Genomic DNA, 21,091 nt, shown 5'->3' on the forward strand with positions numbered 1-21,091 from the left:
ACATACCATTTCCACTGCTTGAAAACAATCATGAGCAAAACCGGATGTTTTCAATACGAATTTCTAAAACCGTACTTATTATACAATTAAATAAAATGTTTTTAAACAAAAGTTAAGAAAGTCATGAAAGCACTTTGTTCAAAAAATAGTTGATTCAAGTGCTATAAACCTTGTCAAATCAACGTTTTCAGACGTTTCAAATTTTATGAAAACAAAAGAAAATTATTTTCAAATAGCGCTTACATCAGATCGTTTTGATGAAAAAAGACGAAAAAAATAAACGCCAGCCAAAAGGCTGTACGTTTATTTAGTTTACCCCAATATATTGATTTTCAATCGATACTTTGCCGATTGCTTTGTATTTTTGATATCTTTGTTCGACTAATTCTTCAGGCGATTGTTTGAGCAAAGATGTAAGTGACTGTTTTAATGTTTTTTCAATGTAGGCTGCTTGTTGTTTCACGTCTCGGTGTGCTCCACCTTGCACTTCTTTAATAACATCATCTATAATATCTAATTCTTTTAGGTCTGGAGCGGTAATTTTCATTGATTCTGCAGCTTTTTTCGCAAGTGATGAGTCCTTCCAGAGCAGTGCTGCTGCACCTTCAGGTGAAATCACTGAATATGTTGAGTTCTCTAGCATAAATAGGTGGTTTCCTACGCCTAAGCCTAGTGCTCCGCCACTTCCGCCTTCTCCAATGACAATACAGACAACCGGTACACGAAGTCCTGCCATTTCGAAAAGGTTTTTCGCAATTGCTTCACTTTGCCCGCGTTCTTCAGCTGCTTTACCAGGATAAGCTCCTTTTGTATCAATAAAGCAAATGATTGGACGATTAAATTTATCTGCTTGTTTCATCAAGCGCAATGCTTTACGGTAACCTTCTGGATGCGGCATCCCGAAATTACGGCGCAAGTTTTCTTTTGTGTCTTTTCCGCGCTGATGACCAATGACTGTGACAGGAAGTCCTTTAAACGTAGCAATTCCTCCAACGATGGCTTCATCGTCGCCATAAAAACGGTCACCGTGACATTCGAAAAAGTTATCAAACAGCTCTTGAATGTAATCGAGAGTTGTTGGGCGCATCGCATGACGAGCAATTTGTACTCTGTCCCAAGGCTTTAAATTTGTATAAATGTCTGTTTCAAGCTTACTCAGACGCGTTTCAAGGCGCTCAATTTCCGCACTTAAATCCATCTCTGAGTTTTGTGTGAACTTTTTCAATTCATCAATTTTCGCTCGAAGTTCAATGACAGGTTTTTCAAATTCTAGTTCTCCAGCCACTCTCGTTCACCTCCTGTGCTGTGTAATGCTAAGATTTGGCCTAATGTTTCTTTCATTTCTGCACGGTGAATCACAGCATCTAACTGACCATGCTTCATTAAAAATTCAGCCGTTTGGAAGTCCTCTGGTAGGTCTTCACGAATGGTTTGTTCAATGATTCTGCGACCAGCAAAACCAATTAATGCACCAGGCTCTGCAAAGTTGTAATCACCGAGAGACGCGAAACTAGCTGATACACCGCCAGTTGTCGGATTGGTCATCACAGAGATAATCAGACCTTGATCCTCGCTGAACAGCTTTAATGCTGAACTTGTTTTTGCCATCTGCATCAGACTAAGAATCCCCTCTTGCATTCTTGCTCCTCCAGATGCAGTGAAGATGATAAATGGCACCTTGTCCGCTTTTGCTTTCTCAATAGCTAATGTAATCTTTTCACCAACGACTGAGCCCATGCTGCCCATACGGAACGTGGCATCCATGACAGCAATGACAGCACTTTGACCTTTAATTTCACCTTTTCCTGTTACGATGGCTTCATTCAAAGATGTTTTTTCTCTGTCTTTCTGAAGCTTTTCTTCGTAGCCTGGGAAACCGAGCGGATTCTCAGAAATGAGGTGACCGTTAAATTCTTCAAATGTGCCTTCGTCTACAAGGCTTTCAATACGTTGTTTTGCATTCATTTGCAAATGTCTGCCGCAATTCATGCAAACACGTAAATTTTTATCTAGTTCTTTGGTGAGCATTATTTTTTTACATTGCGGACATTTGGTCATGATGCCTTCAGGCACATCTTGACTTGCCTGTTCAGAGGGTACAGATGCATATTTTTTCTTTTTACTGAAAATATTCTTGATTGACAAATGACTACCTCCCTTTTTGAAGGGTTTTTTCTTTACACGCACATCCACTATTATAGGACATGTCATAACTGTACCGAAACTATTGTACTTTTTTTGTCAAACGCTGTCATCCTTCATTCAATTTTTTCAGTGGGGAATTGATGAGAAATGAGTATAGGTTTGGGGCGCTGAGTAGTTGGTATATGTGAATTGTGAACGTCTACAAAAAAATCTCATTTAGGATGAAAAAAATTTCGTGTAAGAGAGGAAATGGTGCACGTTTTTCCTCCAAATTCAGAAAGAACGTGCACACTTTTCCAATTCGATTACTCGCCGATAATCGTTAATTTTCTTGTTTTTTCTGCAACAGCTTCTGGGTCTACTTTGATTCTTGAAACGCCCGTTTCCATTGCTGCTTTCGCCACTGCTTTGGCTACCGCTGGCGCTACTCGTGCATCAAATGGTGCAGGGATAACGTATTCCGCTGACAATTCTTCATCTGATACAAGGGAAGCAATCGCTTCAACAGCTGCAATTTTCATTTCTTCGTTAATGTGTGTCGCACGTACATCAAGCGCCCCGCGGAAAATACCAGGGAATGCAAGGACGTTGTTCACTTGGTTCGGGAAGTCAGAACGGCCAGTTCCTACAACACTTGCACCTGCTGCATGTGCATCTTCTGGCATGATCTCTGGGTTTGGATTCGCCATTGCGAAGATGACAGGATCTTTTGCCATTTTTCCAACCATTTCTTTAGTTAAAGCACCTGCTACTGAAACGCCGATAAAGACATCTGCGCCTTCAATCACTTCTTCTAAAGAACCTTCTTTACGATCTTGGTTCGTGAATTTAGCTACTTCATTTTTCACTGCATTCATACCATTCGGACGGCCTTCATAAATAGCGCCTTTTGTATCACACATGATGATATCACGTACACCGAAATGATAAAGAAGTTTGATAATCGCAATTCCTGCTGCTCCAGCGCCGTTTGCAACCACTTTAATTGAAGACATTGATTTTCCAGACAGCTTCAGTGCATTCACAAGTCCTGCTACTGTTACAATCGCTGTCCCGTGCTGATCATCGTGGAAAACAGGAATGTTTGTCTCTTTTTTCAAACGCTCTTCAATGATAAAGCAGTTTGGTGCTGCAATATCTTCAAGGTTCACGCCGCCAAACGTCGGCTCAAGAAGCTTCACTGTTTCAACGATTTTGTCTACATCGTTTGTTGCAAGCGCGATTGGGAATGCATCAACACCTGCAAAGCTTTTGAATAAGACAGCTTTTCCTTCCATTACTGGAAGAGATGCTTCTGCCCCAATGTTTCCAAGCCCTAATACAGCACTTCCGTCTGTGACAACAGCGACCATATTGCCTTTCATTGTATAATCATACACTTTGCTTGTGTCGTCATAAATATCTTTACATGGCTCTGCCACACCTGGTGAGTAAGCCAAGCTCAAGTCTTTCGCATTTTTCACTTGTACCTTTGATTTTGATTCGAGTTTGCCTTGATTCTCTTTGTGCATATGTAATGCTTCTTCTCTTAATGACATGTGATGAACACTCCTTCAAGTGGAAAATGATTTAATGAATTGCTAAGTTGATAAGCACATACTTGGCAGTTTAAATACACAGAATCTTTAAAATGATAACACAATAGGTGAAATTGTAAAACATATTCAGACGATTTGTCATCATTTAATCACAACGTTTTGTTCACCTAGAAGCTCTTTTAACTGGAAAATGACCGCATGATCTGCATGAACTTTGTATGCATCTGGAAGTCTCATCGTCTTTTTTTGCTTTTCATAATACAAATAGACATCTGCTTCTCCGCTGTGCATGGAGATCACTCGCTTCACTTGTTCTAGCAGCTCCTGCGTATGGTTCTCTTCTTTGACTCGAATGTAGACAGATTCTTTTCTTTTAGAGCCCATCTCTTCCAGTAGAACAGCTTCTTGCACGATGATTTGACTGCTCTCATTTCTGACATCTATTCTGCCTTCAACATAAAGCATTGCGCCCTCCTCAAGTAAGGGGGACAGCTTTCTAAATTGCTCTGGAAAGACGACACCTTCCATTTCTCCCGTTTCATCCCCGAATGTGACAAATGCCATCGATTGTCCATTTTTTGTCCGAATCGATTTCACCTTTGTCAAAAGACCACCCATTGAGATCTTTCGCTTTATATAGGAAGAAAGTCTGATGATTTCCACCGCACCATTCTCTCTTAAGCGATCTCGATACGCTTGTACAGGGTGATTTGATAAATATAACCCGAGTGCCTCTTTTTCAAATTGCAGGAGATCAACAAGCGGCAGTTCGTCTATCTCCGCATATTTTGGCTTAATGGAGAACGTTGTATCCCCAAGAAAGTCCAGTTGATCCTCAGGTGTTAAAAATGACACATGGTCTAACGCAATATCTATCGATGCTAATAACGAAGCACGATTTGGATGAAGCTCATCCATTGCCCCTGAGAAAATGAGGGCTTCAATCGTTTTTCGGTTGACACTCTTTGTTGATACCCTTGCGCAAAAATCAAATAAATCTTCAAATGGCCTTTCCTGTCTTGCTCTGTATATATCCTTTACAGCTGACACTCCGACATTTTTAATCGCTCTTAAGCTGTAGCGGATCTCCCCTTTTTCAACCGTGAATGGAAATTCGCTCTTATTAATAGAAGGCTTCAACACCGATATCCCTTTTTCCTTTGCCTCATAGAAATATTGAGCCACTTTGTCTTCATTTCCAATCACACTCGTTAAAAGACCGCACATAAAATATAACGGATAATGCGCTTTTAAATAAGCAAGCTGAAAGCCGATCATGCTATATGCAACAGCATGGCTTCTATTAAAACCATAGTTTGCAAATTTGACGATTAGGTCATAAACGTCATTTGCAATGTTAACAGGATACTCCTTTTTTAGGCATCCTTCAACAAAATGGCTTCGCTCTTCATCAAGCACCTTTTTATCCTTCTTTGAAACGGCTCTTCTTAGTAGATCGGCCTCGCCCAGCTTAAAGCCTGCCATCTTTGCTGCAATCAGCATGATTTGCTCCTGATAGACGATGACCCCATATGTATCCTTTAAGATGTCATACAAATCTGGATGCGGGTAGGAGACTTTCACTCTGCCATGCTTTCGGTCGATAAAGAGCGGGATATTCTCCATCGGCCCCGGGCGGTATAAGGCATTGACAGCCACGATATCTTCTAGACTAGAAGGTTTCAGTCGTCTCAGCACCTGACGCATACCTTGTGACTCCAGCTGGAAAATCCCCGTTGTATCTCCCGCTGATAACAAATCAAACGTTTTTTGATCTTCATATGAAATGTCACTAAAGTTAATGTGGACGTTTTCCTGTCTTTCAATCTGGTTTTTAATGGATTCAATTAATGTTAAGTTTCTCAAACCTAAAAAATCCATTTTTAAAAGACCGAGATCTTCTAAATAATTCATCGCATATTGCGTCAAATACACTCCATCATGCCCTTCTTGAATAGGCACGACTTGTGTGAGCGGCTCCTCACTTAGGACAACGCCGGCTGCATGTGTTGACGTATGTCTTGGTAATCCTTCTACCTTTAAAGCGGTTTGAAACACTCTTTGCAGCTCTTCAGATTGCTGGAGCAGTGTTTTTAATTCTGAGGAGACTGTCACCGCTTCTTTCAGTGTCGTCCCTGGCTTTGATGGGATGAGCTTTGCAAGGCGGTCTGCTGCTTTTGAATCAATTCCCATCACACGTCCGACATCTCTTAAAGCTGCCTTTGCGGCAAGTGTTCCAAACGTGACAATTTGCGCCACATGCATATCCCCATATTTGTCTTTTACATATGAAATGATTTCATCTCTTCTCGTGTCAAGAAAATCGATATCTATATCTGGCATGCTGATTCGTTCAGGATTTAAAAAACGCTCAAATAAAAGCCCGTGACGGATCGGATCGACATCTGTAATAAACAGAACATACGCAACTAAAGAGCCTGCTGCTGATCCCCGGCCAGGACCTGTGACAATGCCATGATCATGAGCATACTTCATAAAATCCCACACAATGAGGAAATAATCACTGAAATTCATTTTTTGAATGATGCTCAGCTCATACTCAAGCCTTTTGATATATGTGTCATTTGAAGCAATCTGTCTTCGTTTCATGCCTTCTTGGCACACTCTTCGTAAAAATTGATCAGCTGTTGATTGATCAGGCGTCGGATAGGTTGGCAGTTTCGTCTGGCCAAGATTTAAATCGACCTCGCAGCGGTTTGCAATCTCAACCGTTCTTGCCAGCAATTCTGGATCATCACCATACCACTTCATCATTTCTTCGATCGATCTGAAATGCTTGTTTGCTTGGTCTTCCTCAATTTCTGATAACTGCTGGCCTGCTTTAATGGCTTTTAAACATGTATATGCGGTTTTGTCCTCTTGATGGATATAGTGGACGTCACCTGTTGCCACAAGCGGGATGTTCGCCCTTTTTGAGAGTTCCCTGAGCTTATGAGACAGCTCTTCGTCCTGCTGAAACGGCTGAACGGCTAAATACACATGTTCCTCACCAAAAAGATCTTTTAAATGGCTGGCTGCATCCCTTGCTTCATCTAGCTGATCATGTTGCAGCAGCGTTTCAATATAGCCGGATACGCCTGGTGTGATGGCAATAAGGCCATGATGATAGGCTTTCAGCCATTTCTCTTTCAGGCCGGTTTTTGACTTTGATTTCAAGACACTGCTAATTTTGATCAAGTTTTGATAGCCTTCATTGTTTTTGGCAAGGAGGATCAAAGGATAAGCCTCTGTCTCTTGTTCATCTATGAAGACAGAAGCTGTTAAACCGATAATCGGTTTGATGCCATGTGTTTTACATTCCTTATAAAATTCAACCGTTCCATACATCACATGGTCATCGGTAAGAGCGAGCGCTTGATAGCCAAGTTCTTTCGCCTTTAATACGAGCTCCTTGACCTTCGCTGCACTGCTCAACAAGCTGTATCCACTGTGCACCTGAAGATGAACATAGGACATGCTTAATCCACTCCTTTCGTCTAAATTCATTCTTTCATTATAAATCGCGATGCGGTGAGAAACAAATGTTCTTTCTTTTCCGCTCGTTCATACTTGTCCAGCATTCGCCATATATTGAATAGAGTGAGGTGGGAAAAATGGATGTGAAGGAAGCCTTTATTCCAAACTTTATTAGCTGTTATTTTATCGCACTAGGGGTTATTTTGGGCGGTGCCATTATAGGCGGGGTAGGTGCATATTTATCTGGTCAGCCCCCGCTATCAATTATTTCAAGTCTTGCCAACCGCTTAAAAATTTGGGCACTTGTTGCGGCAATCGGTGGAACTTTTGATGCGGTCTATAGTTTTGAAAGAGGGATTTTCGAAGGGAACACACGTGATATTTTCAAGCAGATCTTGCTCATTATCTCTGCTATGGGCGGTGCGCAAACGGGGTATCTCCTGATTACGTGGCTCACTCAGGAGCATGTATCATCATGAGGGTGCCTGAGCTGTATAAACGTCCAGGCTGGCAGCGTTTTTTTGCTGGGATGATGTTCGGCGCAATTATCAGCTGGCTGATTTTTCTCTTTACGTATGGCACCTTTCAGGAGAAGCAGGTGACACTGCTCAGAAGCCAGCAGCACCATATGGACAGTCTGAAAGAACAAATCACACTCTATCGGGAAGATTTGCATAAATTAAATGAAGACAATAAGCAGCGTCTGCTTATTCAGAGCGTAGACGTTCACCTCGTCAACCGTGAGCAGTACAAAATCCCGGAACCAGATACCTTGAAATTCGAAGATCAGGTGAAAGAGGATATCTCAGAGGTGATCACAAAGGATATTGAAAGTGTGTATAAAACAAAAGAGCTCTTAAAACGGACCGTGGAAAATAAAGAATATACGATTAGAGAAAAGGCATACCGCGCCAAAGTCACCGAACTGACCATCTATACAAAGCTTTCGCTTGAAGTACGTATTTCCTTTGCTGAATAATAGATGATGTGGAATTTTTATGAATTTCTGCACTCAATGATCGCTTTTCACTTGTTATTTTTATACACTAAAAGAAGAACGAGATGATTATAAGAAAGAGGTGAGAACAATGGAGGTTTACAGCTATCGTCAAATGGCACGAGACAAAGCAAGCCGGATTAAAGACGGCATGTGTGCTTATGCTGAGACAGAAATGATGGCCCATTTAATTAAAAAAGAATTAAAGCATCAAAATCTCCAAGCCTATGAAGATTCAACTGACATCGGCTGCTGGTTTATCCCTGTATCCAAGTAACCCTTTTCTCAAAGCTCAAAAAAAGAGAGGGGGACTTGAAGCCCCTCTCTCACGATGATGATTTACATACTTCTTCTAAATCACGCAAAATCTCATCTGCAACTGCCCAATCATATATGGACGCACCGGCTGCAAGCGGGTGACCTCCGCCATGATATTTTTTAGCAATGGTGTTAATGACGACGCCTTTTGAGCGGAATCTCACACGAATCTGATCGTTCTCTTCCACAAAAAAGACCCATGCCTTAATCCCTGCAATATTTCCAAGTGTCCCAACAAGCTGTGAGGCTTGCTGCGCTGTTGTTTGGAACGACTCCAAAATGTCACGTTTAATAAAAACAGAAGCTACGCCATTCTCTGATAAAGAGATATGTTGAAAAATATAGCCATTTAATTTCACGACATTCAAATCTGTCTCATACAATTGATTGAAAAGGTCTGATGATGAAAACGGATATTCGATGAGTTCACCCGCATATTTGAGTGTCTTTTTCGTTGTGTTTGGGAAAAGGAAACGGCCTGTGTCTCCTACAATGCCGGCATAAATGAGTTCTGCCGCCTTTGTATTCAGCTGATATCCTTCTTCTTTCCCCTCTAAATACAGCTCATAAATCATTTCACTGACAGAGCTTGCTTCTGTATCAACCCAAAGCAAATCACCATACGGATCTTCATTCGGATGATGATCAATTTTCATCAGTTTATCGCCCATTGAATAGCGCTGATCATCAATTCTTGCTTGATTCGCAGTGTCACAGACAATGACAAGGGCACCTTTGTACACTTCATCCGGCACGTCATCTAATTCATATAAAAATGAAAGAGATGGCTCAGGGGTTCCTGTTGCATAAATATTTTTTTCTGGATAGGTGGCACGCAAGATTTCCGTAAGGCCGCACTGCGATCCATATGCGTCTGGATCGGGTCTTACATGTCTATGAATGATGATGGTGTCATATAATGATATGGTTCTAATCAGTTCTTTTTTCATAAATACTCCTTCTTATGCGATACTCTTTTTATTATTAAATCATAATCTACCCAGACAGAAAAGTGAGGAATAGACAATTTATTCTAGTAAGCAAGCCTATTTACGTTTAAAATAGGGTTGTAACCACTTACAATGGAGGCTTGGCACATGCTTGTTTTGATTGTGTTTATTATTTGTTCTGCCATGTTTTATTTATACTACAAAGCAAAGAATGTCCGTACGAACCGGCCGGTCGAAAAGAAATTCTGGTCTGCCAAATCAAGTATGGCACTTGGCTGCTTTGTCCTGCTCTTCGGTGTGAATCAATTATTTTTAAACCGCTCGTCACTCGCATTTGTCATTGGGTTTATTTTTGTTGCAGTTGGTATCGGCAGTACATGGGCCGGATATAAAGCCTATAAGCACTATCTTCCGCTCTTTTTAAAGGAAGGCGAAAAAGACCACGCATAATAGAGAAAGGGCTAAAATGAACTTGATTTTAGCCCTTTCTCTTCTTTTCAGCGTGTTAGAAAACCTTTGCAGTCTAGGAAGGACAGCTACTTTTACGGAGCGAATTTGTCATTCGTGAGCACCAGCACGCAGGACTGACAAAGAATTCGAGGGTTTGTTTACACGCTGAAAGGGCGCATTCATGCCGCCCTTTTCTGCCTTTTATCCTCTCTCCATCAGCTGCACCATCAACATCGCTTTGCCTACAATATTTGACTGATGGTAAACTTCCACTTCCAGCTTTCCAAACTTGCGCCCAACTTCTAAAATATTCGGTTTGATCTGTATCGTGGATTCCATTTGAACTGGTTTTAAGAAATAGACAGAAAGACTTTCTACAATTAGTTCACCTTTTTTATGAGACTTTAAGAAGCGGTTGGCTGATTCGATTAAAATTTGTGTAAACACACCATACGAAATATTACCGAGTTGATTTGTCATTTGTGGTGAGACTTCATATTGGTACACCGCATCTGTTTTTGGTTTTTCTGTCTCAGTCTCCTTAAACCCTCGTGACACGACATCATCCAACTTTTCACCGACCTGCGGCTGCTTTTGAATCATTTGCAGCGCCTTCAGCACGTCCTGACGACTAATCATCCCAATCAGCTTCGCATGATCATTTACAACTGGCAGTACCTCAATACCTTCCCACACCATCATTTGTGCAGCTGAAGCGACAGATGTTTTGCCAATAACGGTCAGTGGATTTTTTGTCATCACCTTTTCAATCGGTGTAGAACGGTCATGGCCTGCAATATCCTTTGAGGTCAAAATGCCGTGAATTTTCATTTGATCGTCTGCTACCGGGAACCGGCCGTGTCCAGTTTCATAATTCTTTTCATACCATTTCTCAAGTTTGTCTTCTGGCGATAAATAGACGGTCCGTTCTATCGGCGTTAAAATATCCTCCACAAGCACAATTTCTTTTTTAATCAACTGGTCATAAATGGCCCGGTTAATGAGAGCCGCTACGGTAAATGTATCGTAGCTTGTTGATAAAATGGGCAGCTCAAGCTCATCTGCGAGCTGAATAATTTCATCATCTGTTGAGAATCCGCCCGTGACCAGCACAGCCGCTCCCGCCTCTAATGCTTGCCGGTGAGCATTGATTCGGTTTCCGACGATTAACAGGTTGCCTGCTGCTGTGTATCGCATCATCGCATCCAGTTCCATTGCACCGATGACAAATTTATTTAACGTTTTATGTAAGCCGGCTCGTCCGCCAAGCACCTGACCATCAATGACATTGACGACTTCCGCATATGTCAGCTTTTCAATATTTTCTTTTTTCTTCTGTTCAATTCGAATGGTACCGACTCGTTCAATAGTGCTCACGAACCCTTTATTTTCAGCATCCTTAATAGCCCGGTAAGCCGTGCCTTCACTGACTTTCATTTCTTTCGCTATACGCCGGACAGAAATTTTCTCTCCGACATCCAATGAATCAATATACGATAAAATTTGCTCATGCTTTGTCGCCAATCCCGTTCACCCTTTTTGTTTTCAGCGTTTTCATCTATATTTCATTATAAAGGCAGGAGGCTTTTAATAGCAATTTGTCTTTTACACGAGCACGATACAGGCAAATAAAAAAGCCGGTAGAGTGCCGGCTTTTCTTTCTATTGATTATATCTCGATGGATTCTCCACTGTTTAATACGTGACCCACGCCGCCATGCAAGCTGTCTGCAAACGCATGAGGATCTTGCTCAATCGGCGGGAATGTACTGTAATGAATCGGTACGACTTGTTTCGCACGAAGCCATTCTGCTGCGATTCTCGCATCGTCTGGTCCCATTGTGAAGTTATCACCTATTGGCAGGAAGGCGAGCTCAATATGATTCAGCTCCCCAATGAGTTTCATATCCGAGAAGAGAGCCGTGTCTCCAGCATGATAAATTGTTTTGCCTTCAGCAGTAAATAAAATACCGGATGGCATCCCTGTATACGTAATCGTTTTGGATTCTTCATCAATGACCGCTGAGCCATGGAACGCTTGCGTCAGCTTGACTTTACCAAATTCAAATTCACGTCCGCCGCCAATAGAAAGCGGGTGTGTTTTCACCCCTTGCCAGCCTAAATAAGTGGCAAGTTCGAATGGCGCAATCACGAGTGCGTCATTGTTTTTAGCGATTTCAATCGTGTCTCCGACGTGATCTCCATGCCCGTGCGTGAGCAAAATCACATCTACTTTCACATCTTGCGGTTTGATATCGGTGTGCTTATTTCCATTTAAAAATGGATCAATCCAAATATGGTATCCGTTTGTTTCAATGTGTACGACTGAATGTCCATGATATGTAGCTTTCATGTAAATATATCCACCTTTCGAATTTGATCTCATTTTGTCTATTCCCTCTATAAAAAGCTGAAAAACTTAGTGCCTGTGAATTACATTAAGACCACCTGTTGCTTCAATGACGGTTCCTGTAATGAGGTCTGAACGGTCATCACATAGAAATGAAATGATACGACCGATATCCTCACCTGTCCCAGACCGACCAATCGGTGTTTCATCGTCTTTTATCTGACGTGCTTCCTCTATCGTTGATTCTTTCATGTCTCCAACGATTTTGCCTGGACACACCATATTAGCGGTGATGCCGTTTTCGGCTTCTTCAATCGCAATGGTTTTCGTCAATGACGCAAGGCCCACTTTTGCCGCTCCGAAAGCTGATCTGTGCATCCAGCCTGGCGCATGGTCTGCTCCTTGGAAGCCATATGTGATAATGCGGCCAAAGCCTTGTTTTCTCATCATAGGGATCACCATTCGGAACAAATGGAACACTGCGGATAGGTTGCCTTCCATCATTTGATACCATTCGTCTTCAGAGTAATCCGCGAGTTTTTTTCGTTCAAAAATATAAGGTCCAGCATTATTGATCAAGGCGTCAATCCGCCCAAATCGCTCTGCTGCCAGCTCGACCATGTTTTTTAAATCTTCTTTGTTTGTCACATCGCCTTGGACAAATTGAAGCTTTTCTTCGTATTCTTGCAGTTCTTCTTTCATCTGCCGGACAGCTTCATCATCACTTCGATAATTCACTGTCACAGAATACCCCATATTCAGTAAAGACTCGGTGACTTTCCTGCCAAGTCCTTTAGAACCCGCTGTTATTAATGCGTGTCGCACACAATCTCCTCCTAAAGCAAAGGTTGCAAGTTCATGTGTTTCTTTTGTTATCTTTACTTTACTATAAACCGGCTTCCTTCGCACTTTTGAACCCTTTAACAGTGAGGGGAAAAACGTATAGGGTGATTCATCCACTTTTTCATATCCCATGAACCATGGATATCGAGAAGCAGTGAAACAAACCGATAGCATTCTCTCACCTCATGAAGCTGACGAGGAAGCGGGCAAATCTCTTCATACCCTAATTGAACCGCTTGTGCAGCTTCTTTCGTCAAAAGGTATTCGAGTGCAATCAAATCAAACGCAGCTGGTCCAAATACGACATATTCCGTATCAACTAGACTCGTCACTTGATCATCGTCTTCAATATATTGCGATGGGTCTAAATCAATTAAAATGAGACTGGTTGCATCAGGAGGACTTAGCTTTTCAAGCTTTTGCTGCACCTTTTCTGCATAATTCTGATATTCAGGCTGATCAGCGTAATAGTGGCTGATGAGTTTGGAAACTGCCTTTTTTAACAGCGCATGGAATTCTCTCAAATGTCTCTTTTCTCCCCCATATACTGCACCGAAAAAGTTTGTTTGATATGAATGAAGATGCGCTAGTTTCCTCCCGTAATCCCTATAGAATTGTGCTGAACGGCCCTCAAAAGATGTTAAAGGGATTCCTTCTACTTTTTCCATGACATAAAAGTGTTTCCCCGCCTTCTTCACTTTACGAACAACTTTCGGAATATGAAAGGAATTCGTATGAGCCAGCTTTTCATTGATTTCATCAAGATGCTCCTGTACAGTACGGGCATCTACTCCATAAATCATGTTGATCCCATACACAAATTCACTTTCTTCTCTTGCAGTTTTAGGAGATTTCACTACATATTCCGTCTGATCTTGCAAGGAAATCAGCCACACATCATTAGCCCGGCCGTCATATGGTTCTCCTAACGTTTTCACTAATACGATAGGCTGGTCAAACAAAGCCTGAAGCGTTTTCTTCATGAACTGTTGTCACTCCTTATTCAGCTTGACACTGGTATGCTTTCATTTTCTCCAGTGAAGATCAATCTCCTTTTTCCCATGAAAAAAACCATCCGTATAAACGAATGGTTTTGGCGAATTATGCTAGGCAGGCTTTTGCTTTTTCTAAAGCGAGCTGAATTTGTTTAAATCCAGTTCCACCTGCACTTGTTCTTTTTTCAACAGCAACATACGGATCGAGAACAGTGTAAATATCTTGTTCAAAGAGGCCGCTTGCTTCTGTAAATGTTTCAAATGGAAGGTCACTTAAATAGATGCCTTTTTGAATGCATGTATACACAAGCTTCCCAACGATTTCGTGTGCTTCACGGAATGGCATACCTTTTTTCGCAAGGTAGTCTGCCACTTCGGTCGCATTTGAGAAATCTTCTTTTGTTGCTTTTTTCATGACATCTTCGTTCACTGTCATTGTTTGAATCATGCCTGTGAAGATTTGCAGGCTACCAGCGATCGTTTTCACCGTATCAAACATGCCTTCTTTATCTTCTTGCAAGTCTTTGTTATACGTAAGCGGCAAGCCTTTCATAATCGTGAGCAGCCCCATCAGGTTGCCATATACCCTGCCTGTTTTTCCGCGGATCAATTCAGCCATATCCGGGTTTTTCTTTTGCGGCATCATGCTGCTGCCTGTTGCGTACGTGTCATCAAGCTCAATGAATTTGAATTCTTGAGAGCACCATAAAATGATTTCTTCACAAAGACGTGACAGGTGCATCATCACAAGGCTGCTATTAGACAAGAACTCTAAAATGAAATCCCGATCACTCACGCCATCAAGGCTGTTCTCGTAAATATGGTCAAAGCCAAGAAGCTCTGCTGTATATTCACGATCAATTGGGAATGTCGTTCCTGCTAACGCCCCGCATCCAAGTGGTGACACATTAATCCGCTTCAATGAATCTTGAAAACGCGCTTTGTCCCGCTCAAGCATCCAAAAGTAGGCGAGCATATGATGAGCAAAGGAGATAGGCTGTGCACGCTGTAAGTGCGTATATCCTGGAAAAATCGTTTCAACGTGCTGTTCAGCTTTTTCTACAAGCACTGTTTGAAAAGAAGAGATCAGCTCAATGATATGCTCTACTTGGTTATTCAAATATAAATGCATATCGGTTGCGACCTGATCATTCCGGCTTCTCGCTGTGTGCAATTTGCCGCCAAGCGGACCAATCTCATCAATGAGCATTTTTTCAAGGTTTAAATGAATGTCCTCATAATCTACTGAGAAATCGAGTTCATCCGCCTCTGCCTTTTTCATGAGCGTATTCAGTCCGTCTTTGATTGCAGCGGCCTCCTCATCGCCGATGATACCGCATTTATTCAGCATACTTGCATGGGCAAGGGAGCCGGTCAGATCTTCTTTGACTAATTGTTTGTCGAAATGAATGGATGCACCAAACTCATCGACCCATTTTTCTGGTGTTTTTTGAAATCGGCCTCCCCAAAGCTTTTTCATGCTTTAACCTGCTCCTTTTTGTTCACGATGCTGTTTACTTTTGTTGGTAAACCCCAAAGGTTGATAAATCCTACAGCTGCATCATGATCGAATTCATCTGCTTTTGTATAAGTTGCTAGATTTTCATCATAAAGTGAATATGGTGATTTACGTCCTTCTACAATGGCATGGCCTTTAAATAGTTTCACACGTACAACACCTGTTACGTTCTTTTGCGTTTCTTGTAAGAATGCATCTAGTGCTCCTTTAAGTGGTGAGAACCATAAGCCGTTGTATATTAATTCAGCCATTTTTTGTTCCACGATTGGCTTAAAGTGTGCTACTTCTTTGACAAGCGTTAAGTCTTCAAGTTCTTTGTGTGCTTTTAACAATGTAACTGCACCTGGGCACTCATACACTTCACGAGATTTGATTCCAACAAGACGGTTTTCAACATGATCGATTCTGCCTACACCATGCTGGCCAGCAACTTCATTTAAATGAAGGATGAGATCAGATAATGAATACTGGATTCCGTCAATGGCTGTTGGTTTTCCTTTTTCAAACGTGATTTCAATGATTTCAGGTGTGTCAGGTGTTTTTTCAAGTGGATTTGTCAGATCATAAGCACCTTCTGGCGGCGCTGCCCAAGGATCTTCTAAAATACCACATTCGTTACTTCTGCCCCAAAGGTTTTGGTCAATTGAATATGGGCTGTCTAAGTTAATCGGAATTGGAATCCCGTGCTTTTGTGCATAGTCGATTTCTTCATCACGAGACCATTTCCATTCACGCACTGGTGCAAGAACTTCTAAGTCTGGATTCAATGCTTTGATTGATACTTCAAAACGAACTTGGTCGTTTCCTTTACCTGTACATCCGTGTGCAACGGCTACGGCATTTTCTTTCTCTGCGACTTCCACTAACTTTTTGGCAATGAGCGGACGAGATAGTGCAGACACGAGTGGGTATTTCCCTTCATACATCGTGTGGGCTTGCAGTGCAGCAAGTGCAAATTCTTCAGCAAACTCTTCTTTTGCGTCGATCATGTAAGATTGAACAGCTCCGACTTGAAGTGCTTTTTGTTGAACGAATGCTAAATCTTTTCCTTCACCTACGTCCAGGCAGCAAGCAACAACTTCATAACCTTGCTCCTGTAACCATTTAACTGCAACAGAGGTATCAAGACCTCCGGAATATGCTAATACGACTTTTTTATTTTGTGACATGTTTGAAAAGCTCCTCTCGCTTGTTTTGATTCTGTGAATGTTTTTTGCATAAAAATAAGTTTTAATTTATAAACATGCATTTAGTATGTATACACTGTAACAAGGAAAAATTGTTTTTTCAACCCCTTTATGAAAAAAACTCTGCCAAATTTTCTTGGCAGAGTCATTTTGGGCTATTTTTGATCTTTTTCAAGCTCTCGCAAGACATGAGGAAGCTCTGGAATAATGAGTTTGGTCATGGCTAACCGAACTGCTCCGGTAGAGCCTGGTGTGGCAAAAACGGCTTTTTGGTTAATCACCCCTGCCGTCGCTCTAGATAAGATAGCGGCTGATCCAATATCTTCTGTATAGCTCAGCATGCGAAAAATTTCTCCAAAGCCCGGCAGCTCTTTTGAGAAAAGAGGTGTAATGGATTCAATCGTAACGTCCCTTGCTGCAATACCAGTTCCCCCGTTTAACAAGACGGCATCAATCTTCGCTTCACTTGTTCCTTCTAAAACGGCATCTTGAATCGCTCCAATGTGATCTTTCACAATATCGTATGCAAGAATTAGGTGCCCTTGTTCTTTGAGCAAATCAATCATCAGACGGCCGCTTTTATCTGTTTCTTTTGTCCTTGTATCACTGACGGTAATGACTTTTACATGAAGCCTCGTTTTCGCTTCGCGTTTATGTTCTTCGACGCTCATATCTTCACACCGCTCCTTTCATATTGCCTCACATTATAGCATGCTGATTTCAATAGAAAAAAGCCCTTTTCCGCTGAGGAAAAGAGCTTCAAAAGGATGTTACGCTAAACGCATAACGTCTCTTGCAATCATGACTTCTTCGTTCGTTGGAATCACGATGACTTTTACAGGAGAGTGAGGGTAGCTGATGAATGCTTCTTCGCCTCTCATGTTGTTAAGAGATGGATCCCAATATACGCCCATGAATTCTAGACCACGAAGTACACGTGCTCTCACTTCTGAGCTGTTTTCACCGATTCCAGCTGTGAAGATGATGGCATCTACACCATTCATTCTCGCTGCATAAGAACCGATGTATTTATGAATACGGCTTGCAAAAATATCTAGTGCTACTTCAGCACGGTCGTTTCCTTCTTCTGTCGCTTCTTCGATATCACGAAGGTCACTTGAAAGACCAGACACACCTAAAAGACCACTCTTCTTATTCAAAGTAGAAAGTACTTCTTCCGCTGTATGTCCTGTTTTCTCCATAATAAATGGAATAAGGGCAGGGTCAATGTTACCTGAACGTGTTCCCATTGCAACACCCGCAAGTGGTGTGAAGCCCATTGACGTATCGATTGATTTTCCGCCTTCAACTGCTGCGATACTTGCACCATTTCCAAGGTGGCAAGAAATCAAACGAAGCTCTTCAAGAGGACGGCCTAATAGCTCTGCTGCACGCTCTGTTACGAACTTATGGCTTGTCCCGTGGAATCCGTATTTACGAATACCAAAGTTTTTGTAGTAGTCGTACGGAAGGCTGTATAGGTAAGACTGCTCTGGCATTGTTTGGTGGAACGCTGTATCGAACACAGCAATCGCTGGTACGTCAGGCAGAATTTGTTTGAATGCTTTGATTCCTACAACGTTTGCAGGGTTGTGAAGTGGTGCAAGCTCTGAAAGCTGATCAATGTCTTTGATGACTTCATCTGTTAAAACAACAGAATCGCTGAATTTTTCTCCGCCGTGAACGACGCGGTGTCCTACGCCATCAATTTCATTAAAGTCTTTGATGATGTTAAATTCAATTAGTTTTTCAAGCAGCATTTTAACCGCTACTGCATGATCTGGAATATCTGTGACTTCTGTTTTCTTTTCTCCATCTACAGAAATCGTGAAGATACTGTTGTCCATTCCGATTCTTTCAACAAGACCTTTTGTTAAAACGGTTTCTTCTGGCATGTCGAACAATTGGAATTTAAGAGATGAGCTTCCTGCGTTGATTGCAATAATTTTGGACATTACTGTCGCTCCTTTTACTCAGTTGTTATATAAGGTTTCACGTTTTTTCGGTGCTATATTCAACCTGTTTGAACGGGTCTTTTATAGTTTAACGATAAGTCCGAAAAATATCTGACTTTTTCATTTAAACATTGAAAACTTTGCATTTCAAGTACACCTTCGAACTGTTACCGCTTACATCAATAAGTCGTTATTTTCTGAATAATAAAATAGCCAGACATCACTCTGGCTATTTTTTCGTTTCTTTTTCTTCTATAAACCATTGGTCTAATTTTCTCATGACGCCAACCATTGCTTCTTTCTGTGAGAAAGATGGCAGATTGGCAAATAGCATACGTTTCGGTGCTTCGAGCCCCTCTTTTTTCTTTTGCATCACAAATAAGCTTTTGGCATGCTTTTTGTCTTTGAACATAGAGACTGGCAGCTGAATTAACGCATTCATATATGCATGTTCTTTGATGAAATCCTTTAATTGTACGCTTTCTTTTCCTTCAAACAAATCATTTGGAATGATGAAGAATAAGAAGCCGCCTTCTTTCGTATAACGAAGACTTTGCTCAATGAATAAATAATGCGCAAAGGAATGACCTTCTTTTGCCTTTAATTCATAGTCTTTAGCGCGCTCATCGTTTGGATAAAACCCGACAGGAAGACTACATACAGCAACATCTGCTGGTGAGATAAGAAGCGGCTCAAGGCTGTCCTGGTGGAAAAGCTCTAATTCTTTTTCTTCTAAGTTCGCTTGTGCCCACGCAATTTTAATGAGCACGTCATCAATTTCAGAGGCAAAACCGCGTGTTGTTTCTGCTGTTACATTGTTGAGGACCGCAAGCAGTAAATTCCCTGTTCCCGCTGCTGGATCAAAGACAACCAGCTCTTTTTGTCCTTCTAAAAATTTATTGACCAAATAGCTGACAAACAGACCAATTGTATCAGGTGTCATCTGCCGGTTTGGATGTGAAATATCCTTTTGTCCTTTTAATACGGCGAGCTGAAACGCTTTACGAATCTGCTCATGATCATAAGAGGCGAAATCTGCTTTCTCTATTAAATCTTTTAGTAAACCGTTTCGATCATTTGCCTGGAAAAAGGCTTCTCCTGCTTCTGCCAATGCTTCAATATAGGAAATGTTCTGTTCCTTTTTTAAACGAATTGAAGCTGTATCGAGCAGCTCAAAAATCGTACTCACTTGATCTTTCTGCAATGCTTTTCTCTCCTCGCTTTGTTAAAAGCTATATGTTCTCATTGAAAAGAGCCCCAGTATGAAGCCGGAGCTCTTGTCGATGCTGCTTTTATAACAGTGATTTCGCAGCCTCAATGGCTTTTTCATAATTTGGATGATTGGTTGCTTCGCTTACGTACTCAGTGTAAACCACTTTTCCGCTTGGGTCTAATACGAAGACCGCACGCGCCAATAAACGCAATTCTTTCATATATAAACCAAACGCTTCACCAAATGACATATCTCTATGATCAGATAATGTTTCGACATTTTCAATTCCGTTTGCTCCGCACCAGCGTGCTTGTGCAAATGGTAGGTCTGCACTAATGGTATAGATATTGACCGGACCTAAACCGGCTGCCTCTTCATTGAAACGTCTTGTTTGTGCGTCACACACACCTGTATCAATAGAAGGAATCACTGAGATAATCGTCACTTTTCCTGTTAAATCAGAAAGTGAAACTTCCCCTAGTGAGTTCGTTAATACCGTGAAATCTGGAGCCTGCTCGCCTACTTTCACTTCATTTCCTACAAGCGTTACTGGGCTCCCTTTAAATGTGATCGATGCCAAAACAATTCCTCCCTTATCAAATGTATGGTTCTATCATAGTAGAGAAAGCAAAAAACTGCAAAGCCTAATCGTCCATTTTGAAAAAAAAGTTAACTGCAGGGCAGCTAACTTTTTAAAGGTCTATGTCGTCTAGTTTTCGTTCTTTGTGACGATGCTCCCGTTCATCCTTCTTAAACATGTGCTGAAGACGTTCAATTGCTTGAGGAGCAGAATCCAATATTTTATCGAGCAGATGTGTGTGTTCATCCAAATGAAGCATTCGTACGCCATTTGTTCCCACAATTAAAAAGGCGATTGGTGTAATCGATACTCCCCCGCCGCTTCCGCCTCCAAATGGGAGTCTCGGTTCTTTTCGTTCTTGTTCATCAGACCGTTTTTCTTTCTTTTGGTTACCGTTGAATTCACTGCCGCCGGCTGCAAATCCAAAACCAACCTTTGACACAGTGAGAATGACACTGCCGTCAGGGGTTTCGACTGGATCGCCGATGATCGTGTTCACATCAATCATTTCTTTTAAGTTTTCCATCGCTGTCTTCATCAGACCTTGGATTGGATGATCTGCCATTTTCGGGTTC

The 21,091-nt window shown here is 41.6% G+C and carries 20 protein-coding genes; 4 read left to right on the forward strand and 16 right to left on the reverse strand.

Translation table 11 applies throughout. The features are described from left to right. Window positions 1-307 precede the first annotated feature (307 nt). From accA to dnaE, 4 genes are all read right to left on the reverse strand, one after another. Entirely contained in the window at window positions 308-1,285 is a 978-nt protein-coding gene (gene accA / locus MHI58_RS13880) for an acetyl-CoA carboxylase carboxyl transferase subunit alpha (protein ID WP_008346075.1), read from the reverse strand. Continuing rightward, on the reverse strand, window positions 1,270-2,145 hold the full coding sequence (accD, locus tag MHI58_RS13885; protein ID WP_008346077.1) for an acetyl-CoA carboxylase, carboxyltransferase subunit beta: 876 nt from the start codon (window positions 2,143-2,145) through the stop codon (window positions 1,270-1,272). The genes accA and accD overlap by 16 nt, the downstream gene beginning before the upstream one ends. A gap of 305 nt (window positions 2,146-2,450) precedes the next feature. After that, window positions 2,451-3,683: an NADP-dependent malic enzyme gene (locus MHI58_RS13890; protein ID WP_007501712.1), complete on the reverse strand. Its 1,233-nt coding sequence runs from the start codon at window positions 3,681-3,683 to the stop codon at window positions 2,451-2,453. A gap of 141 nt (window positions 3,684-3,824) precedes the next feature. Continuing rightward, complete coding sequence (gene dnaE, locus MHI58_RS13895; protein WP_368004328.1) at window positions 3,825-7,160, reverse strand: DNA polymerase III subunit alpha; 3,336 nt, start codon at window positions 7,158-7,160, stop codon at window positions 3,825-3,827. A 137-nt stretch (window positions 7,161-7,297) separates the two neighbouring features. On the opposite strand from dnaE, the gene MHI58_RS13900 reads away from it, so the two are divergent. From MHI58_RS13900 to MHI58_RS13910, 3 genes are all read left to right on the forward strand, one after another. After that, a complete protein-coding gene (locus tag MHI58_RS13900) occupies window positions 7,298-7,639 on the forward strand; it encodes a YtrH family sporulation protein (RefSeq protein WP_007501717.1) in 342 nt (113 codons plus the stop codon). Then, complete coding sequence (ytrI, locus tag MHI58_RS13905) at window positions 7,636-8,139, forward strand: sporulation membrane protein YtrI (protein WP_007501718.1); 504 nt, start codon at window positions 7,636-7,638, stop codon at window positions 8,137-8,139. Before MHI58_RS13900 ends, ytrI begins: the two co-directional genes overlap by 4 nt. A 109-nt stretch (window positions 8,140-8,248) precedes the next feature. Continuing rightward, complete coding sequence (locus tag MHI58_RS13910; RefSeq protein WP_008346082.1) at window positions 8,249-8,434, forward strand: hypothetical protein; 186 nt, start codon at window positions 8,249-8,251, stop codon at window positions 8,432-8,434. 49 nt (window positions 8,435-8,483) lie between these two features. Here the strand turns inward: MHI58_RS13910 and MHI58_RS13915 are convergent, their stop codons facing one another. Beyond that, entirely contained in the window at window positions 8,484-9,425 is a 942-nt protein-coding gene (locus MHI58_RS13915; protein WP_025207776.1) for a bifunctional oligoribonuclease/PAP phosphatase NrnA, read from the reverse strand. 147 nt (window positions 9,426-9,572) lie between these two features. Here MHI58_RS13915 and MHI58_RS13920 point away from each other — a divergent pair, with 147 nt between their 5' ends. Beyond that, on the forward strand, window positions 9,573-9,875 hold the full coding sequence (locus tag MHI58_RS13920) for a YtpI family protein (RefSeq protein WP_003216665.1): 303 nt from the start codon (window positions 9,573-9,575) through the stop codon (window positions 9,873-9,875). A gap of 201 nt (window positions 9,876-10,076) precedes the next feature. On the opposite strand, the gene MHI58_RS13925 is transcribed toward MHI58_RS13920, so the two are convergent. From MHI58_RS13925 to ytfJ, 11 genes are all read right to left on the reverse strand, one after another. Continuing rightward, window positions 10,077-11,399: a CBS domain-containing protein gene (locus MHI58_RS13925; protein ID WP_017358275.1), complete on the reverse strand. Its 1,323-nt coding sequence runs from the start codon at window positions 11,397-11,399 to the stop codon at window positions 10,077-10,079. Between the two features lie 144 nt (window positions 11,400-11,543). Further along, a complete protein-coding gene (locus tag MHI58_RS13930; protein WP_045034152.1) occupies window positions 11,544-12,227 on the reverse strand; it encodes a metal-dependent hydrolase in 684 nt (227 codons plus the stop codon). Window positions 12,228-12,293: 66 nt separating this feature from the next. Next, a complete protein-coding gene (locus MHI58_RS13935; protein ID WP_008343153.1) occupies window positions 12,294-13,049 on the reverse strand; it encodes an SDR family oxidoreductase in 756 nt (251 codons plus the stop codon). A gap of 95 nt (window positions 13,050-13,144) precedes the next feature. Beyond that, window positions 13,145-14,050: a phosphotransferase gene (locus tag MHI58_RS13940; RefSeq protein WP_045034153.1), complete on the reverse strand. Its 906-nt coding sequence runs from the start codon at window positions 14,048-14,050 to the stop codon at window positions 13,145-13,147. A gap of 118 nt (window positions 14,051-14,168) precedes the next feature. After that, window positions 14,169-15,542 carry an argininosuccinate lyase gene (gene argH / locus MHI58_RS13945; RefSeq protein ID WP_008343150.1) on the reverse strand — a complete coding sequence of 458 codons (1,374 nt, stop codon included), beginning with the start codon at window positions 15,540-15,542 and terminating at the stop codon, window positions 14,169-14,171. After that, on the reverse strand, window positions 15,539-16,750 hold the full coding sequence (locus MHI58_RS13950; RefSeq protein WP_017358278.1) for an argininosuccinate synthase: 1,212 nt from the start codon (window positions 16,748-16,750) through the stop codon (window positions 15,539-15,541). Before MHI58_RS13950 ends, argH begins: the two co-directional genes overlap by 4 nt. A gap of 173 nt (window positions 16,751-16,923) precedes the next feature. Continuing rightward, entirely contained in the window at window positions 16,924-17,439 is a 516-nt protein-coding gene (locus tag MHI58_RS13955; protein WP_024718668.1) for a molybdenum cofactor biosynthesis protein B, read from the reverse strand. A 99-nt stretch (window positions 17,440-17,538) separates the two neighbouring features. Further along, window positions 17,539-18,723 (reverse strand): acetate kinase, encoded by a 1,185-nt coding sequence (locus MHI58_RS13960; protein WP_024718669.1) that lies wholly within the window; start codon window positions 18,721-18,723, stop codon window positions 17,539-17,541. Window positions 18,724-18,952: 229 nt separating this feature from the next. After that, window positions 18,953-19,927 (reverse strand): class I SAM-dependent methyltransferase, encoded by a 975-nt coding sequence (locus tag MHI58_RS13965; RefSeq protein WP_045034154.1) that lies wholly within the window; start codon window positions 19,925-19,927, stop codon window positions 18,953-18,955. A gap of 88 nt (window positions 19,928-20,015) precedes the next feature. Further along, window positions 20,016-20,516: a thiol peroxidase gene (gene tpx / locus MHI58_RS13970; protein ID WP_007501731.1), complete on the reverse strand. Its 501-nt coding sequence runs from the start codon at window positions 20,514-20,516 to the stop codon at window positions 20,016-20,018. A gap of 112 nt (window positions 20,517-20,628) precedes the next feature. Continuing rightward, window positions 20,629-21,081: a GerW family sporulation protein gene (gene ytfJ, locus MHI58_RS13975; protein ID WP_007501733.1), complete on the reverse strand. Its 453-nt coding sequence runs from the start codon at window positions 21,079-21,081 to the stop codon at window positions 20,629-20,631. Window positions 21,082-21,091 lie beyond the last annotated feature (10 nt).

Origin of the sequence: Bacillus sp. FSL K6-2869 (genome assembly GCF_040869405.1) — a bacterium.
In the GTDB taxonomy this organism is placed as follows: Bacteria; Bacillota; Bacilli; order Bacillales; family Bacillaceae; genus Bacillus; species Bacillus altitudinis.

Excerpts from the sequence above, each read along its gene's own strand:
- MHI58_RS13930 (WP_045034152.1), bottom strand. The coding sequence starts at position 12,227 with ATGAAAGCTACATATCATGGACATTCAGTCGTACACATTGAAACAAAC.
- MHI58_RS13920 (WP_003216665.1), top strand. The coding sequence starts at position 9,573 with ATGCTTGTTTTGATTGTGTTTATTATTTGTTCTGCCATGTTTTATTTA.
- MHI58_RS13960 (WP_024718669.1), bottom strand. The coding sequence starts at position 18,723 with ATGTCCAAAATTATTGCAATCAACGCAGGAAGCTCATCTCTTAAATTC.
- MHI58_RS13950 (WP_017358278.1), bottom strand. The coding sequence starts at position 16,750 with ATGTCACAAAATAAAAAAGTCGTATTAGCATATTCCGGAGGTCTTGAT.
- MHI58_RS13915 (WP_025207776.1), bottom strand. The coding sequence starts at position 9,425 with ATGAAAAAAGAACTGATTAGAACCATATCATTATATGACACCATCATC.
- MHI58_RS13940 (WP_045034153.1), bottom strand. The coding sequence starts at position 14,050 with ATGAAGAAAACGCTTCAGGCTTTGTTTGACCAGCCTATCGTATTAGTG.
- dnaE (WP_368004328.1), bottom strand. The coding sequence starts at position 7,160 with ATGTCCTATGTTCATCTTCAGGTGCACAGTGGATACAGCTTGTTGAGC.
- argH (WP_008343150.1), bottom strand. The coding sequence starts at position 15,542 with ATGAAAAAGCTTTGGGGAGGCCGATTTCAAAAAACACCAGAAAAATGG.
- ytrI (WP_007501718.1), top strand. The coding sequence starts at position 7,636 with ATGAGGGTGCCTGAGCTGTATAAACGTCCAGGCTGGCAGCGTTTTTTT.
- MHI58_RS13890 (WP_007501712.1), bottom strand. The coding sequence starts at position 3,683 with ATGTCATTAAGAGAAGAAGCATTACATATGCACAAAGAGAATCAAGGC.
- MHI58_RS13900 (WP_007501717.1), top strand. The coding sequence starts at position 7,298 with ATGGATGTGAAGGAAGCCTTTATTCCAAACTTTATTAGCTGTTATTTT.
- MHI58_RS13910 (WP_008346082.1), top strand. The coding sequence starts at position 8,249 with ATGGAGGTTTACAGCTATCGTCAAATGGCACGAGACAAAGCAAGCCGG.
- ytfJ (WP_007501733.1), bottom strand. The coding sequence starts at position 21,081 with ATGGCAGATCATCCAATCCAAGGTCTGATGAAGACAGCGATGGAAAAC.
- MHI58_RS13955 (WP_024718668.1), bottom strand. The coding sequence starts at position 17,439 with ATGAGCGTCGAAGAACATAAACGCGAAGCGAAAACGAGGCTTCATGTA.